Raw genomic sequence first — 15,458 nt, 5'->3', positions numbered from 1 at the left:
GATCTGTCGCTTTCTTACAAGATCGGCGGCCACCGGCCGACCAGGATCGAAGACATGACCGATCCCGTTGCGCCCGTTCCGGAGGGCTACCACTCCATCACCTGTTTCCTGGCCGTGCCCGACGGCAACGCCGCCATCGCCTTCTACACCGAGGTCTTCGGCGCGAAGGTGCTCAGCCGGGCCGATCTGCCCGACGGGCAGCCCGCGCACGCCGAACTGCTGATCGGCGATTCCACGCTGCAACTGGGTATGCCCATGCCCGACAACAACGTTCGCGCACCCGAGGACTGGGTGCACACCTCGATCGTGCACTACTGCCCCGATGTCGATGCCGTGATCGCCCGCGCGGTCGCCCACGGTGCCCGCACCGCCGAACAGCCGCAGACCTTCGTCAACGGCGAGCGGTTCGGCGTGGTCATCGACCCGTTCGGCCACCGGTGGGCGGTGATCACCCGCATCGAGGAGATGACGCGGGAGGAAGCCGACCGCCGCATCGCCGCCTGGATGGCGGAATCGAGTTAGCGGTCGGCGTCGCCGGGGTGGCGCGGTGGGCATGATCAGCTCAGGCCCGCGGCGTCCATGCCGCGTAGTTCCTTCTTCAGGTCGGCGATCTCGTCGCGCAGGCGGCCCGCGAGCTCGAATTGCAGTTCGCGGGCGGCGTTCATCATCTGATCGGTGAGGGAGGCGACCAGGTCGGCCAGCTCGGCGCGCGGCATGGACTTCACGTCGCGTTCGGCGTAGATGCCCGCGCTGACGGCCCGGCCGGGCTCGCCCTGGGCGCGCCTGCCGCGGCTGACATTGCGACCCGATCCGCCGACGGCGACCTCGTCGTCGGCCTCCAGGTACACCTGATCCAGGATGTCGGCGATCTTCTTGCGCAGCGGCTGCGGGTCGATGCCGTTGGCCTCGTTGTAGGCGACCTGCTTGGCGCGGCGGCGATCGGTCTCGTCGATCGCGTGCCGCATCGAATCGGTGATCTTGTCCGCGTACATGTGCACTTCACCGGAGACGTTGCGCGCCGCGCGGCCGATGGTCTGGATGAGGCTGGTGCTCGACCGCAGGAAGCCTTCCTTGTCGGCGTCCAGAATCGCCACCAGCGACACCTCGGGCAGGTCGAGGCCCTCGCGCAGCAGGTTGATGCCGACGAGCACGTCGTACTCGCCCAGCCGCAGCTGGCGCAGCAGCTCCACCCGGCGCAGGGTATCGATCTCGGAGTGCAGGTAGCGCACCCGCACGCCGAGGCCGAGCAGGTAGTCGGTGAGGTCCTCGGCCATCTTCTTGGTGAGGGTGGTGACCAGCACGCGCTCGTCGCGCTCGGTGCGCTGGCGGATCTCGTGCACCAGATCGTCGATCTGGCCCTTGGTCGGCTTCACCACCACCTGCGGGTCGACCAGGCCGGTCGGGCGGATGACCTGCTCGACGACCTCGCCACCCACCTGGCCCAGCTCGTACGGGCCCGGTGTCGCCGACAGATAGACCGCCTGACCGATCCGATCGGCGAACTCCTCCCAGGTCAGCGGGCGGTTGTCGACCGCCGACGGCAACCGGAAACCGAACTCGACCAGGTTGCGCTTGCGCGACATGTCACCCTCGAACATGCCGCCGATCTGCGGCACGGTGACATGCGACTCGTCGATGACGAGCAGGAAGTCGTCGGGGAAGTAGTCCAGCAGGGTGGCCGGCGCCGACCCGGCCGGACGGCCGTCGATGTGGCGCGAGTAGTTCTCGATGCCGGAGCAGAACCCGACCTGGCGGATCATCTCGAGGTCGTATTCGGTGCGCATGCGCAACCGCTGCGCCTCGAGCAGCTTGCCCTGCTTCTCCAATTCGGCCAGCCGCGCGGCCAGTTCGGCCTCGATGTCGGCGACCGCGCGCTCCATCCGCTCCGGACCCGCGACGTAGTGGGTGGCGGGGAAGATGCGCAGCGAGTCGACCTGGCGGACGACGTCACCGGTGAGCGGGTGCAGGTAGTACAGCGCCTCGATCTCGTCACCGAAGAACTCGATGCGGACCGCCAGCTCCTCGTAGGACGGGATGATCTCGACGGTGTCACCGCGCACCCGGAACGAGCCGCGGGTGAACGCCATGTCGTTGCGGGTGTACTGCACGTCGACGAGCAGGCGCAGCAGCGCGTCACGGTCGATCTCGCCGCCGACATCGAGCTGCACGGAGCGGTCCAGGTACGACTGCGGGGTGCCGAGGCCGTAGATGCACGACACCGAGGCGACCACGACGACGTCACGGCGCGAGAGCAGGCTCGAGGTCGCCGAGTGTCGCAGGCGCTCGACGTCGTCGTTGATCGAGCTGTCCTTCTCGATGTAGGTATCGGTCTGGGCGATGTACGCCTCGGGCTGGTAGTAGTCGTAGTAAGAGACGAAATACTCGACCGCGTTGTGCGGCAACATCTCCCGCAGCTCGTTGGCCAGCTGGGCGGCGAGGGTCTTGTTGGGCGCCATCACCAGCGTGGGCCGCTGCAGCTTCTCGATCAGCCACGCGGTGGTCGCCGACTTGCCGGTGCCGGTGGCACCGAGCAGGACGACGTCCTTCTCCCCCGCGGTGATCCGCCGTTCCAGCTCGGCGATGGCGGCGGGTTGGTCACCGGCGGGCTTGTGCTCGCTGACCACCTCGAACTGCCCGCCCGCACGCTCGATGGTGCCGACAGGGCGGTGCTCGGAATGAGCCAGCGGGTGCCCCCGCTCCTCGTACCCTTCCGTCGGGATCTCGGTTGCGAATGCCATGCCCACCAGGTTAGGCCCGACCACCGACAAGTCGCGCGGACAGCACGCACACCGGCGCCGATCCGGCGACACGCGTGCGCCACGCCGAGGCAGCGCTCGTGGGCCCGGTGTCGTTCGGATGAACTTCTGCTCAGCGGCGAAGCCGCTCACCTGCGCGGACGCCGGGCCGCGCGCGGCCCGCAGCATCGTGGCGACCCCAGGCGCGCGAGCACATCGCCTGGTCCGACCCGTGCCCGCGATCATCCAGCCGCGCCACCGCAACTTCGGAGCATTCGGCAGCGATGTCCGAAAAGTCCCATGTCCCAAGGATATTCACAGCGATGTGGTCCAGCAGACACGGCGCGTGACGCACATCCGGGCGTACCCTGAGTTGATCATCGGCACGTGGTGAAGGACAAGGCCATGAGCGCACTGCTTCCTCTGCTCGTCGCGGCTCCGGCGGTCACCGGATTCGCGGGATACTTCGCACGGGAGATCCGCGGCCCGCAGCCGCCGCCGGTCACCACCCCCACCGCGCCGCCGCCGGGCCGCCCCCGCGTCGAGTACTTCGACGTGGCAGAACTCACCAGCACCGACGCCAAGGGCTACATCCGGCCCGTCGACCGGTACGAGGTGCAGCCGTGGGGCGTCTACCTCGCCCGCACCGTCGACCGGCCGCGCGGCCGCTACGAGGAGTCCTGGCTGCTGCCCGGACCCGCCGTGCGCGCCACCATCGAGCACGATCGCCCCGGCCACCACCGCAGTCACGACTACGTCCTCGACATCGTCGAGTTCGTCCAGGTCGGGCCCAAACGCTGGCAGGCCACCGACTACTTCCTCGACATCGCGGTCCGCCGCGGCCGGTCGGCGACCCTGCGCGGTGCGGGCGAGCTGCTGGCCGCCCACGCCGCGGGTCACGTCGACACCGCCCAGGCCGATCGCGCCTTCGCCCGGGCCGCGGCCGTCCTGGACGGCCTCGCCGCCAACGACCACGATGTCGAGCAGTGGTTGCGCTCGCGGGAGATCACCCTGACCTGGATGTGAGCGGGCCCGGCCGGCCACCGGTAGATTTTCCGGTCATGACGCAGGCTTCCACCGTGCACGTGCATCCGCCCAAGATCGAGTACTTCGACGTCGCGGCGCGGACGAACACCGATCCGAAGGGGTTCGTCCGGCCGGTGGAGGTCTACCGGGAGCAACCGTGGGGCCTGTACATGGGCAGGCACTCCGACCATCCGAATTTCCACTACCTGGAATCGTGGGTGCTGCCCGAGCTCTCGCTGCGGGCGACGAAGTTCCACCACAATCCGGGGGTGGAGCGCTGGCAGGACGTCTACGTCGATGTCGGGGCGTTCACCCGCGAGTCGGCCACGCTGTGGAAGTCGGTCGATCACTACCTGGATCTGCTGGTGCGCACGGGCCGCGAGGTCGAGCTGGTCGATGTCGACGAGCTGCTGGCCGCGCACGCCGACGGCCTGCTCGACGCGGCGGACTGCCAGGCCGCGATCGAGCACGCGACCGCCGCGATCGACGGGATGGCCGCGCACGGGCACTCGCTCGAGGCCTGGCTGGCCACCCGTGGCATGACCCTGACCTGGCGCTGAAACGACGAAACCGCCCCGACCTCCGGTAGTGAGATCGGGGCGGTTTCCGCTCGGGGAGGATCAGCCGGCCGACAGGCTCGGGAACAGATCCGCCAGGCCGCCGCCGCAGCCCGCGCTGCCGGTCGCGGCCGCCTCGCCCACGGTGACGGTGATCGAGTCGCTGATCAGCAGCTGCCGCGCCTCGAGCTTGTGCTGTCCCGCCGTGGTGGGCTTCCAGGTGATGCTCACCGTGCCCGAGAGCAGCGACGGCGACACCGGGCTGCCCGGGATGTCGACGCCGTTGTCGGTGAACTTCACCGAGGTCAGCCGATCGACCTCGACGCTGGCGGTCAGCTTGTAGCTGCATCCGACTTTGTGGTCGGACCCAGCCACGGTGAGGTTGCCGACCCACGCCGAGGCCTGCGGTGCGGCCAGCACGACGCTGGCGGCGACGGCGCCGAGTGCGGTGATGCCGAAGCCCGCACGGCCGAACTGACGGTGATGTGTTGTCATACGCGCTACAACTTCCCTGTGAACCGAGTCACCGGCTGGTGACTCGGCACAATGTACCCAGCGCGCGACGCCGTTCGGCCACTTTTTGAAACATTGATGTTTAACAGATTGGTCTCGGGTCAGACGCGCGCCCCAGCCCACTCGGTGACCACCGGATAGACCGCGTCGAACCACGGTTCCTTCACCGCGTAGTACGCCTGCGCCGCCGCCTCCCCGGTCTTGCCCGCCGCCGCCTGCTCGGCCTCGCGCTTGATCACCAGATACGCCGCACGCGCGTCCTCGTCCTGGCGCAGCCAGTCCCGCAACGCGAGCGCGAACTGCTGGCCGGGCGAATCCTGCACGCGCAGATGGATATTCGCCGGACGGGCCGGATCGGCATTGCCGTGCAGGCGCTTGCCCCAGCGAGCCAGGTCGGTGCCATCGGGGTCGCCGGGGGTGGGCTTCGGGTTGTCGTGGGTGACCGACGGCGCGAGTGGGAACCCGGCCCCGGCCAGCGCGTCGGCCAGCGACTCGGCGGTGGCCAGGTCGGCCACCGTCACCTGGATGTCGATGATGTCCTTGGCGGGCAGACCGTGCACCGCGGTCGAGCCGATGTGGTCGATCCGCACCGCCGACGCGCCACACGCCAGGTGCAGCCGGGCGATGATCCGGCGGGCCTGGGCGGCCCAGTCCGGATCGGCGGGCACCAGCCGGTAGGGGGCGCCGGCGCGGACGCCCTCGCGCTGATTGCGTTCGAACGGCACCAGTCGCTCGGTCCACAGCGCGCGCACCTGGGCCTCGACGATCTCGGGGGCGCCGTTGTTGTCCAGCCACACGTCGGCGACCGCGTGCCGCTGCTCGTCGGTGGCCTGCGCGGCGATCCGGGTGCGCGCGTCGGCCTCGGCCACCCCGCGCTGCTCCACCAGCCTGCGCAGCCGGGTCTCGATCTCGGCGCCGACCACCAGGACCAGCTGCATGAGCGGGGCCAGCCCGTTCTCGACGAGCAGCGGAATGTCCTGCACGACGATGGCCTGCTCCGGCGCCGCGCCGATCAGCTCGGCGGTGCGCGCGCCGACCAGCGGATGCGTGATCGCGTTGAGTTTGCCCCGGGACTCGTCGTCGGCGAAGGCGACCGCGGCCAGCGCGGGCCGGTCGAGACTGCCGTCGGCGGCGAGAATGCCCGATCCGAACGCCTCGACCAGCGCGGCCAGGCCCGGCGTGCCGGGCGCGACGACCTCGCGGGCGATCGCGTCGGAGTCGATCAGCACCGCCCCGCACTCGACCAGGGTCCGCGCCACTGTGGATTTACCCGCTCCCATGCCTCCGGTGAGGCCGATCCGCAACATGGGGCCCAGTCTCGCAGACGCCGCGCCGTGTGGTCCCCGGCCTCGGATTCTTTCCGACACGCCCAGGCGCCGACCGGCGCAAATCCGAGGTCGGGCGAGTCGCGTGGATTAATGTTCGCGCTGGCGAGAAGGCCAGCTCCAGCTACCGAAGGATGATCATGGGCACCACAGACCACCGGACGGCTCGCCACCGCCTGGGAATGCCCGGCGGTGTGCATTGCATCGAACACCCCGCTGTCGCAGCGACTCTCGCCGAATACCGCCGATCCTGGTTCACCGCCCTGATCTCCCCCGCCCGGCACAGCTTCGCCGCGATGCGCAAACGGCCCAGCATGGCGGCCGCCGCCGGCTACTGGGTCCCCGCCGCCGCGAGCTGACTCTCCCGCGACAGCGCGCACCGGGCCCGGCGATCATCGCCGGGCCCGCGCCGTGTCACACTCCGACCAGTCCGCTCGGCGCACGCCTGCTGCCCGGCTGCTGGGTCGGCATCGTGTTCGGCGGCACCGGATAGGGCGCGCCCTGACCGAGGGTGCCCGCCGCGATGTTCGGCCCGCACTGCGCGACCGCCGCGTCCGCCTTGGGCCGCGGGTCGGGCAGCACCGGCTTCGTCGCGTTCGGCGCGGCCGCGAAGTCGAAGGTCGAGGTCATGTCCCCGGTGACGCCGCGCCGCCACGCGGTCAGGTTCGGCACGTCGACCCCGAACCGGGTTTCCAGCAGCCGCAGTTGCGAGGTGTGGTCGAAGGTCTGCGACGCGACCAGCCCGCCGCGGCTGTAGGGCGAGACCACCAGGCACGGTACTCGGTAACCGAGGCCGATCGGCCCGGCGATACCCCCGGCGGCGGGCACCCGGTCCAGCGGCACGGTCAGGAACTCCCCGGCCGTGCCCGGGGGCGGCGTCGGCGGGACGACGTGATCGAAGAAGCCGCCGTTCTCGTCGTAGCTGATGATCAGCGCGGTCTTCTCCCACACCGCCGGATTCGACGTCAGGATGTCGAGCAGCTGCACGATCCCGAGCGCGCCGAACGCGGCGGGCAGGGCCGGGTGCTCACAGTGCAGCACCGAGGGCACCACCCACGACACCGCGGGCAGGGTGTTATCGGCGACGTCGGCCTGGAAGTCGTTGGGGTACACCGGCGCGATGCCACGCCGGGCCGGCTCGGAGTTCGGGTCGGCGGCCTGGGTGAAGCAGCCCATCATGCCGTCCAAGATCATCGACGAGGCCGGCCCGACATCGCGGTTGCTGTAGATCTTCCAGCTCACGCCCGCCTCGGACAGGTTCTCCGGGTAGGTGCGCCAGCTGTAGACGTTCTTGGGGATGAGCGTCGGCGTCTCCACCAGCGGGCCACCGGCCAGCCCGTCGGGATCGATGGTGGCGCTGACCCAGTACAGCCGGTTGGGGTCGGTCGGGCCGAGCACCGAGCAGTGGTAGTTGTCGCAGAGGGTGAACGCCTGCGCCAGCTCGGTGTGGATCGGAATGTCTTCGGGCAGGTAGTAACCCATCGCCGCGGGGGCGTTGGCCGGGCCGACCGAAGCCACCGACATCGGCATCCAGCCGTCGTTGCGGCCGTGGTTGAACGCTTGGTGCATACCCGGCCAGGTGTGGTCGGGGTCGTTGATGCATTCGCCGTCGAGGGTAGCGCCACGGGTGGTGTCGAGCCGGAACGGTTCGACGAAACCGTCTGCGGTGGGCCCGATTCCGGGCGACCAGCCGTACTGGCGCCACGACGCCGAGGCCTCACCGAATCCCCGCACCCCCGACAGGGTGCCGAAATAGTGGTCGAAGGACCGGTTTTCCTGCATGAGCAGCACGAAGTGCTCGATGTCGCCGAGCCCGCCCAGCCCGGCGGGGTCGGCGGCGAAGGCACGGTCGATGATCGGATTCGCCCAGGAGGCAAGCGTTCCCACGGCGCCGGCGGCCATCGCCTTGGCCAGGAACTGTCGCCGGTTGAGGCCGGAGAAGGGACCAGAACTCATGTCGATGGAGCGCCTTTCCCGAGGAGGGGACGGAGCGATCGGCGCCGACACTACTCCACCGGACCCGGGAAAAGGCCGAAGGCCCCGGTCCGTGTGGACCAGGGCCTTCGGTACTGCTCTACCCGAATCAGGCGTTGCCGGAGAGCTTCTCCCGCAGAGCCGCGAGCTGCGCGTCGCTGGCGAGCGAACCGCCGGCGGACTCGGCCGGGCCGGAGGAGGCCTGCGAGCTGCCACTCTCGGAGGAGTAGTTGCCCGAGGCGGGACCGCCGTTGGCGGCCTCGGCGGCAGCGTCGGCTGCCATCTTCTCCATCTGAGCGGTGTGCATCTTGTGGCGACGCTCGGCCTCGGCGTAGCGGCCTTCCCACTCTTCACGCTGCTTGTCGAAGCCCTCGAGCCATTCGTTGGTCTCGGGATCGAAGCCCTCGGGGAAGATGTAGTTGCCCGCATCGTCGTAGCTGTCGGCCATGCCGTACTTCGACGGGTCGAACTCGGCGTGGTAGTCCTCGTTCGCCTGCTTCAGCGACAGCGAGATCCGGCGACGCTCCAGGTCGATGTCGATGACCTTGACCATCGCGTCGTCGCCGACGGCGACAACCTGGTCCGGGACCTCGACGTGGCGCTCGGCCAGCTCGGAGATGTGGACCAGGCCCTCGATGCCCTCTTCGACGCGCACGAACGCACCGAACGGAACCAGCTTGGTGACCTTGCCGGGCACGATCTGGCCGATGGCGTGGGTCCGGGCGAACTGACGCCATGGGTCTTCCTGGGTCGCCTTGAGCGACAGGGAGACGCGCTCGCGGTCCAGATCGACGTCGAGAACCTCGACGGTGACCTCGTTGCCGACCTCGACGACCTCGGACGGGTGGTCGATGTGCTTCCAGGACAGCTCGGAGACGTGCACCAGGCCGTCGACGCCACCCAGGTCCACGAAGGCACCGAAGTTGACGATCGAGGAGACCACACCCTTGCGGACCTGGCCCTTCTGCAGCTGGTGCAGGAACTCGGAGCGGACCTCGGACTGGGTCTGCTCGAGCCAGGCGCGACGCGACAGAACCACGTTGTTGCGGTTCTTGTCGAGCTCGATGATCTTGGCCTCGATCTCCTTGCCGACGTACGGCTGGAGGTCGCGGACACGACGCATCTCGACGAGCGAGGCGGGCAGGAAGCCACGGAGGCCGATGTCGAGGATCAGGCCGCCCTTGACGACCTCGATGACGGTGCCCTTGACGGCCTCGTCCTTCTCCTTGAGCTCCTCGATCGTGCCCCACGCGCGCTCGTACTGCGCCCGCTTCTTCGACAGGATCAGGCGGCCTTCCTTGTCCTCCTTGGTGAGAACCAGGGCCTCGACCTCATCGCCCACGGAAACGACCTCGTTGGGGTCGACATCGTGCTTGATGGAGAGTTCACGGGAGGGGATGACGCCTTCGGTCTTGTAACCGATGTCGAGCAGGACCTCGTCACGATCGACCTTGACGATGGTTCCCTCGACGATGTCGCCATCGTTGAAGTACTTGATCGTGGCGTCGATGGCGGCGAGGAAATCCTCGGCGGAGCCGATGTCGTTGACGGCTACCTGCGGCGAGGTGACGGTGGTGGGCATATGTGGATTTGCTCCGGACGGATTGTGGTCGGTTGCGGACATTGGAACTTTCGGTACGCTGCGAGATCACCGCGACGAGGCGACGAAGGATACCGGGTAAGTATCGCACGGACCGCCACACTTGCTGGTGATCGAACTCAGCACGGGCGACTCCGTCATCGGATACCGTACGCATTCAACCCCGGCGCACAGCGCTCCTCGAAAGACACTCGCGTGCCTCAGCGTACGCGACCCGAGTCCAGCCGGGCAAACCACCCCCTCCACCCCGCCGATACCCTGGTCGCCGTGTCCGACGACGAACGCCATGCGCAGGCCAACGCGCTGCTGGGAACCACCGCGACCACCCGGACCAAGATCGGTTCGGCGGACAGCGAACGCGCGAGCAGGCGCTGGTGGGATGCCGATGCCGACCAGTACCACCAGACCCACGCCGACTTCCTCGGCGTCGACTCCCCCGGCGGCGAGTTCGTCTGGTGCCCGGAGGGCCTGCACGAGGGCGATATGGGTTTCCTCGGCGAGCTGACCGGCAGGTCCGTGCTCGAGATCGGCTGCGGTTCCGCGCCGTGTTCGCGCTGGCTCGCGGGCCAGGGCGCGCATCCGGTCGGGCTGGACCTGTCGATGGGGATGCTCGAGCGAGGTGTGGCCGCGATGGCGCGGGGCGGGCCGCGGGTGCCGCTGGTCCAAGGGGGCGCCGAGGCGCTGCCGTTCGCCGACGCCTCCTTCGATCTGGCCTGTTCGGCCTTCGGCGGTGTCCCGTTCGTCGCCGATTCCGCGCTGGTCATGCGCGAGGTCGCCCGGGTGCTGCGCCCGGGCGGGCGCTGGGTGTTCTCGGTGAACCACCCGATGCGCTGGATCTTCCCCGACGATCCCGGCGAGGACGGCCTCGTCGCGCGCATCCCCTACTTCGACCGGACCCCGTATGTGGAGGTCGACGGCGACGGCGTGCCCACCTATGTCGAGCACCATCGCACCATCGGCGACCGGGTCCGGGAGATCGTCGGCGCGGGCCTGACGCTGCTCGACATCGTCGAACCCGACTGGCCGGAGTGGCTGGACCGCGAATGGGGTCAGTGGTCGCCGCTGCGCGGGGAGATCTTCCCCGGCACCGCCATCTTCATCACCGAGAAGCCGCGCGTCTAGAACTCGGGCAGCGCCGCGAAGGCCGGGTCGACCCGCACGTTGGGCACGGTTTCGGCGACCCAGCGGCGAGCCCTGGTCAGCGCGTGATCGGGGAACACGGCGTCGAAGCGGACGTCGTCGGACAGCAGATAGGGCAGCCGACCGCGCAGCCCCGGCGCGTACGGGTGGGGCGGGCACATCTCACTGCGGTGGACCTGCGCACCGATCGAGGACTCCCGCAGCCCGGGCACCCCGGTCTCGGGACAGATGATCTGGAACACCGCGGAGCACCGATCCTTCGGTACCACGATCGAGGCGGCGAAGACGAGCTCGCCCCGCGGGCCCGGCAATTGTGTCTTCTCCACGCGCAGCAGCGCGGGCAGCTGGTCGACCCAGACCACGAACGCCTCGATGAGACAGCCGGTGCGGGCGTGGTGCTCGGCCAGCCGCCTGCGCAGCCGCGGCAGATCGTGCAGCCGCGCGGGCAGGTCGGGCGCGCCGTCGACATAGGTCAACGCGACGACATCACGAGTGGCCGGATTCCCCCAGGTCGTGTTGTCCAACTGCTGCATTCCAGGAATGTCGAACGAGATGGGCACCGGGACAACTTACCGGCGCGGACGAGTTCGGTTGTGCCCGTGCGCGGGAGAAGTCGCGACTCAGGCGGAAATGCGTTCTTCGACCAACTCCACCAGCCAGGAGTGGTGATCGGTCACCATCGCGCGGCTGCGCGGGGTGGCCAGCACCGGCGCCAGCGCGGTGCGGAACGCCGCGGCGGCGGCGCGGTCGTCGAAGTCGAGGTCGACCAGGACGCGGCCGGGATCGCCCTCGACGCGGCCGACGCGGTAGGTGCGGACCCCGTGGTCGGCGCGGAAGCGATCGTACTGATCGAAGGCCGCCTTCCAGGTGTCGTAGTCACGCACGGTGTTGTCGATGTGCAGGGTGGTGGTCATGATCGCCTCCGTGGCCGGGTCGAATGGGATGACTCGAGTGTGGGCCCGATCGATGCCCGGCCGACATCCCTGATGCTGGGGGGTTTTCGCCGTAGACTGAGCCGGTGCCGAGCGCCTTGGCCGACCGGGTGAGCCGGCTGTGCCGTGCCGATCATGCCGCCAAACGACTACGTGAACTCGTGTTGGCCGAGATCCGGCTGTCGATGCCGTTCACCGGCCACGTCTTCGCGCTCACCGACCCGGTCACCGCGGTCGCGACGGCGCCGCTGGCCGATGTGCCCGGGCTCGAGCTGGCGCGGCTGCCGGAACTGATCCGGGCTCGTTATCTCACCCCGCTCAATCGCTGGGACACCCTGCGCGGCACCGGCGCTCACTCCCTGCTCGACGCCACCGGCGGCGAACCCGACCGCTCGCTGCTGTGGCGCACCGCCCAGCGTGAGCTCGGCGTCACCGATTCGGCCACCGTCACCTTCGCCGACCGCTACGGCTGCTGGGGCTTTCTGGAGCTGCTGCGGGTCGACGAATCCCCTTTCACCAGAAGCGAACTCGCCGAACTCACCACCCTGACGCCGGCCGTCTCGACCGCGCTGCGCGCCACGGTCGGCGCCGGGTTCGTCGAATCCGACGCGCAGCTGCCCCCACTGGGCCCCGCGGTCGTCCTGCTCGACGACGCCTTGCGCGTGCGCTCCCAGACGGCCGCCGCCGCCGAATCCCTGCTCCGTCTGCTGCCCCCCGACGAACCGATCCCGCCGGTCCCCGCCTCGGTCTACAACGCCGGGGCCGCCCTGCTCGCCGCCGAGGCGGGCACCCCCATCGGCCCCGCGTCGGCCCGCATCCACCTGGGCGGCAACCGCTGGCTCACCGTGAAGGCCGATCGCCTCGGCGACCACGAGATCGCCGTCGCCCTGCAACCCAGCACCGCGGCCGAACGCCTTGACCTGTTCGCCCGCGCGCACGGCCTCTCGGCCCGCGAATCCCAGGTCCTCACCCTCCTCGCCACGGGCCTCGACTCCCGCGAGCTGGCCGCCGAACTCGTCCTGTCCGAGCACACCGTCAACGACCACGTCAAAGCCATCCTCGCCAAATCCGCCACCCGCACCCGCCAACGGCTCCTCACCCGAGTCCTCGGCAGCACCTGACGCGACCACTATGTCGATCGCGGCTTGCGGCCTGCCTGCTCGAGGGCCAGGCGCAGGGCGTATTCGATCTGGGAGTTGACGCTGCGCAGGTCGTCGGCCGCCCACTTGGCGATGGCCTCGTGGACGGCCGGGTCGAGCCGCAGCAGGACCTTCTTGGGTTCCTTCTTCGGCACCGTCATGGCGGTCAGGCGTAGAGGGATCCGGTGTTCACGACCGGCTGGGTGGCGCGGTCGCCGCAGAGGACGACGAGCAGGTTCGAGACCATGGCGGCCTTGCGTTCCTCGTCGAGTTCCACGGTGCCCGCCGCGGCGAGGCGGTCCAGCGCCAGGCCGACCATGCCGACCGCGCCCTCCACGATCTGGGTGCGCGCGGCGACCACCTGGGCGGCCTGCTGGCGGACCAGCATGGCCTGGGCGATCTCGGGCGCGTAGGCCAGGTGGGTGATCCGGGCCTCGATGACCTCGATGCCGGCGGTGAGGGTGCGCGCGCGCAGTTCCTCGGTGAGTTCCTCGGCCACCTCGGCGCCGTCGCGCAGGCTGGTCCGTGAATCGTCGTGCGCGTCGTAGGGGTGGGTGGTGGCCAGGTGCCGCACCGCCGCCTCGGACTGGGTCTCGACGTACTCCTCGTAGTCGTCGACCGCGAAGGCGGCCTTGAAGCTGTCGACCACCTTGTAGACGACGACCGCCGCGATCTCGACCGGATTGCCGTCGGCGTCGTTGACCTTCAGCTTCTGGGTCTCGAAGTTGCGCACCCGCAACGAGATCGACTTGCGGTCGGTGAGCGGGAGCACCGAGAAGAACCCGGGGTCCGACACCGAACCGACGTAGCGGCCGAAGAAGGTGACGACCTTGGCCTCGTTGGGGTTGACGATGATCAACCCGGTGGCCAGCACCGCCAGCACCAGCACCACCACGGCCGCGGCGACCGCGCCCGCCCAGGCGAGCGCCCCACCGTCGTGCTGGGTGGCGGCGATGAACGCGAACACGGCGGCGGCGCCGAACACCAGGGTGAGCACCAGCCACCCCAGCAAGACGACGAACCCGTTGACGCGGAATGCGGACCGCAGCTCCATGACATCCTCCCGATATCTGAGTGATATCACTAAGATAGTAGATACCGGGCGGATCGACAAGCCGTGGCTACGCGGGCGCGATGTTGCGGTTGAAGCGAAACATGTTGCGCGGGTCGTAGTTCGACTTCGCGGTGGCCAGCCGGGCGTAGGTGTCGGGCGCGTAGCCCGCCTCGGTCTGCGCGGCGTTTGCGGCGGCACCCGCGCCGTAGAGGAAGTTCAGGCTGTGCCCGATCGTCCAGGGCGCCAGCGCTTCCCGGACCGCGGCCAGGCCCGCAGGCGCGGCATCGCCCTGCGCGCCGGTGATCACCCGCACGAGGAATTCGGCGTCGCGGTGGTCCACCGCCGCGCCGCCGTGCCGCAACGCCCCGCCCAGGTGGCGGATGTCGAGGACGGCCTCGACGGGTCCACCGGGCGCGGTCTGCGCGCGCAGCGCCGCGATCGCCTCGCCGGTCAGCTCGGACAGCAGCGCGTTGGTCGCGGCGTACGCGTGCGGGAAATCCGGATCGCTGTGGATGGCGTGCGACTCGGCGTACGGCAGCACGCGCAGGTCGTCGCGCATCCGCTCGCCGATCGCGCGCAGCGGGGCGACGAGCCGTTGCCCCTCCTCGGCCGGGCCGTCGAAGGCGATCCGGATCGAAGCGACGTGCCTGCCGCGCAACGGTTCCGGCACCGGGGTGATGTCCGGGAAGGTGAGCACCGCGATCGTCGAGGTGAGGGTGTCGGGCAGCGTCGCGGTCCATTGCCGCCACGTCTCGAGCGCCGTGTCGACCAGCGGGGTGTCGAACATCAACTGGCCGCCGTACACCTCGGTGACGGGCACCAGTTCGAGCTCCAGCGCGGTGACCACGCCGAAGTTGCCGCCGGAGCCGAGCACCGCGCCGAACAGCTCGTCGGCGGGGGTGAGCGTGCGCCTGCGGCCATCGGCGGTCACCAGGTCGATCGAGCGCACATGGTCAGCGGCATAACCGAATTCCCGGGCGAGCAGGCCGAGACCGCCGCCGAGCACGTACCCGACGACGCCGACCGACGGCGAGGAACCGGTGAGCGGCGCCAGCCCGTGCGCGGCCGCCGCCTCGATCAGGGCGCCCGCCCGCACCCCGGCGCCGATGCGCGCGGTGCGCGCGCCCGGGTCGACGGTGACGGCGTCCATCCGGCGGGTCGTGATCAGCACGCCGCGGTCGGCCGCCACCGAGAGCCCGTGCCCGGTGGCCTGCACCGCGACCGGAAGACCCTGCCGCGCGGCGTATTCCACGGCGGCACGGACGTCCTCGGCATGCACCGCGCCGACGACGAGGGCGGGGCGATGGGTGTAGGCGGTCTGGAACCCGGCCACCTCCTCGGCGTAGCCGGGGTCGGCCGGGGTGAAGACCGGGCCGGTGAAGGGCAGGGATTCGAGGGTCTGCGCTGCGTTGTCGGTCATGCCTTCGACTGTGCCGTCGCCGCTGGCAGAAGTACAACAGATA

The 15,458-nt window shown here is 69.6% G+C and carries 16 protein-coding genes; 6 read left to right on the top strand and 10 right to left on the bottom strand.

From position 1 onward, the window contains the following. Window positions 1-54 precede the first annotated feature (54 nt). A complete protein-coding gene (locus Q7X29_RS12025; RefSeq protein WP_218716683.1) occupies window positions 55-522 on the top strand; it encodes a VOC family protein in 468 nt (155 codons plus the stop codon). Window positions 523-557: 35 nt separating this feature from the next. Here the strand turns inward: Q7X29_RS12025 and uvrB are convergent, their stop codons facing one another. Continuing rightward, window positions 558-2,738, bottom strand: coding sequence for an excinuclease ABC subunit UvrB (uvrB, locus tag Q7X29_RS12020; RefSeq protein ID WP_255587015.1), 2,181 nt, complete (start codon window positions 2,736-2,738; stop codon window positions 558-560). Between the two features lie 402 nt (window positions 2,739-3,140). Between uvrB and Q7X29_RS12015 the strand changes: the two genes are divergently transcribed. Further along, window positions 3,141-3,761: a DUF402 domain-containing protein gene (locus tag Q7X29_RS12015; protein ID WP_255587014.1), complete on the top strand. Its 621-nt coding sequence runs from the start codon at window positions 3,141-3,143 to the stop codon at window positions 3,759-3,761. A gap of 59 nt (window positions 3,762-3,820) precedes the next feature. Beyond that, window positions 3,821-4,321, top strand: a complete 501-nt coding sequence (locus tag Q7X29_RS12010) for a DUF402 domain-containing protein (protein WP_374104827.1) — start codon at window positions 3,821-3,823, stop codon at window positions 4,319-4,321. Between the two features lie 60 nt (window positions 4,322-4,381). Here Q7X29_RS12010 and Q7X29_RS12005 read toward each other — a convergent pair whose 3' ends face one another. Both Q7X29_RS12005 and coaE read right to left on the bottom strand, forming a co-directional pair. Then, window positions 4,382-4,813 (bottom strand): hypothetical protein, encoded by a 432-nt coding sequence (locus Q7X29_RS12005; RefSeq protein WP_218716681.1) that lies wholly within the window; start codon window positions 4,811-4,813, stop codon window positions 4,382-4,384. 119 nt (window positions 4,814-4,932) lie between these two features. Then, entirely contained in the window at window positions 4,933-6,138 is a 1,206-nt protein-coding gene (gene coaE, locus Q7X29_RS12000; RefSeq protein WP_316574085.1) for a dephospho-CoA kinase, read from the bottom strand. A gap of 158 nt (window positions 6,139-6,296) precedes the next feature. Between coaE and Q7X29_RS11995 the strand changes: the two genes are divergently transcribed. Continuing rightward, a complete protein-coding gene (locus Q7X29_RS11995) occupies window positions 6,297-6,515 on the top strand; it encodes a hypothetical protein (RefSeq protein ID WP_218716679.1) in 219 nt (72 codons plus the stop codon). 55 nt (window positions 6,516-6,570) lie between these two features. On the opposite strand, the gene Q7X29_RS11990 is transcribed toward Q7X29_RS11995, so the two are convergent. Both Q7X29_RS11990 and rpsA read right to left on the bottom strand, forming a co-directional pair. Further along, window positions 6,571-8,112 carry a phospholipase C gene (locus Q7X29_RS11990; protein ID WP_316574084.1) on the bottom strand — a complete coding sequence of 514 codons (1,542 nt, stop codon included), beginning with the start codon at window positions 8,110-8,112 and terminating at the stop codon, window positions 6,571-6,573. Window positions 8,113-8,239: 127 nt separating this feature from the next. Next, complete coding sequence (gene rpsA, locus Q7X29_RS11985; RefSeq protein ID WP_218716677.1) at window positions 8,240-9,712, bottom strand: 30S ribosomal protein S1; 1,473 nt, start codon at window positions 9,710-9,712, stop codon at window positions 8,240-8,242. 285 nt (window positions 9,713-9,997) lie between these two features. Here rpsA and Q7X29_RS11980 point away from each other — a divergent pair, with 285 nt between their 5' ends. After that, entirely contained in the window at window positions 9,998-10,852 is an 855-nt protein-coding gene (locus Q7X29_RS11980) for a class I SAM-dependent methyltransferase (protein WP_316574083.1), read from the top strand. On the opposite strand, the gene Q7X29_RS11975 is transcribed toward Q7X29_RS11980, so the two are convergent. Together Q7X29_RS11975 and Q7X29_RS11970 are read right to left on the bottom strand one after the other, a co-directional pair. Next, complete coding sequence (locus Q7X29_RS11975; protein WP_218716675.1) at window positions 10,849-11,403, bottom strand: hypothetical protein; 555 nt, start codon at window positions 11,401-11,403, stop codon at window positions 10,849-10,851. The two genes, Q7X29_RS11980 and Q7X29_RS11975, sit on opposite strands and share 4 nt — an antisense overlap. An 87-nt stretch (window positions 11,404-11,490) precedes the next feature. After that, window positions 11,491-11,784, bottom strand: coding sequence for a hypothetical protein (locus tag Q7X29_RS11970; protein ID WP_218716674.1), 294 nt, complete (start codon window positions 11,782-11,784; stop codon window positions 11,491-11,493). A 104-nt stretch (window positions 11,785-11,888) separates the two neighbouring features. Between Q7X29_RS11970 and Q7X29_RS11965 the strand changes: the two genes are divergently transcribed. Further along, entirely contained in the window at window positions 11,889-12,923 is a 1,035-nt protein-coding gene (locus Q7X29_RS11965; RefSeq protein WP_316574082.1) for a helix-turn-helix transcriptional regulator, read from the top strand. An 8-nt stretch (window positions 12,924-12,931) separates the two neighbouring features. Here the strand turns inward: Q7X29_RS11965 and Q7X29_RS11960 are convergent, their stop codons facing one another. From Q7X29_RS11960 to Q7X29_RS11950, 3 genes are all read right to left on the bottom strand, one after another. Continuing rightward, a complete protein-coding gene (locus tag Q7X29_RS11960) occupies window positions 12,932-13,102 on the bottom strand; it encodes a hypothetical protein (protein WP_218716672.1) in 171 nt (56 codons plus the stop codon). Window positions 13,103-13,107: 5 nt separating this feature from the next. Then, on the bottom strand, window positions 13,108-13,995 hold the full coding sequence (locus Q7X29_RS11955) for an SPFH domain-containing protein (protein WP_218716671.1): 888 nt from the start codon (window positions 13,993-13,995) through the stop codon (window positions 13,108-13,110). 67 nt (window positions 13,996-14,062) lie between these two features. Beyond that, window positions 14,063-15,415, bottom strand: coding sequence for an FAD-binding oxidoreductase (locus Q7X29_RS11950; RefSeq protein ID WP_218716670.1), 1,353 nt, complete (start codon window positions 15,413-15,415; stop codon window positions 14,063-14,065). Window positions 15,416-15,458 lie beyond the last annotated feature (43 nt).

Origin of the sequence: Nocardia canadensis (assembly GCF_032656385.1) — a bacterium.
Classification (GTDB): domain Bacteria; phylum Actinomycetota; class Actinomycetes; order Mycobacteriales; family Mycobacteriaceae; genus Nocardia; species Nocardia canadensis.
The sequence above is the reverse complement of the archived record's forward strand: the minus strand, read 5'-3'. Positions and strand labels throughout refer to the sequence as shown.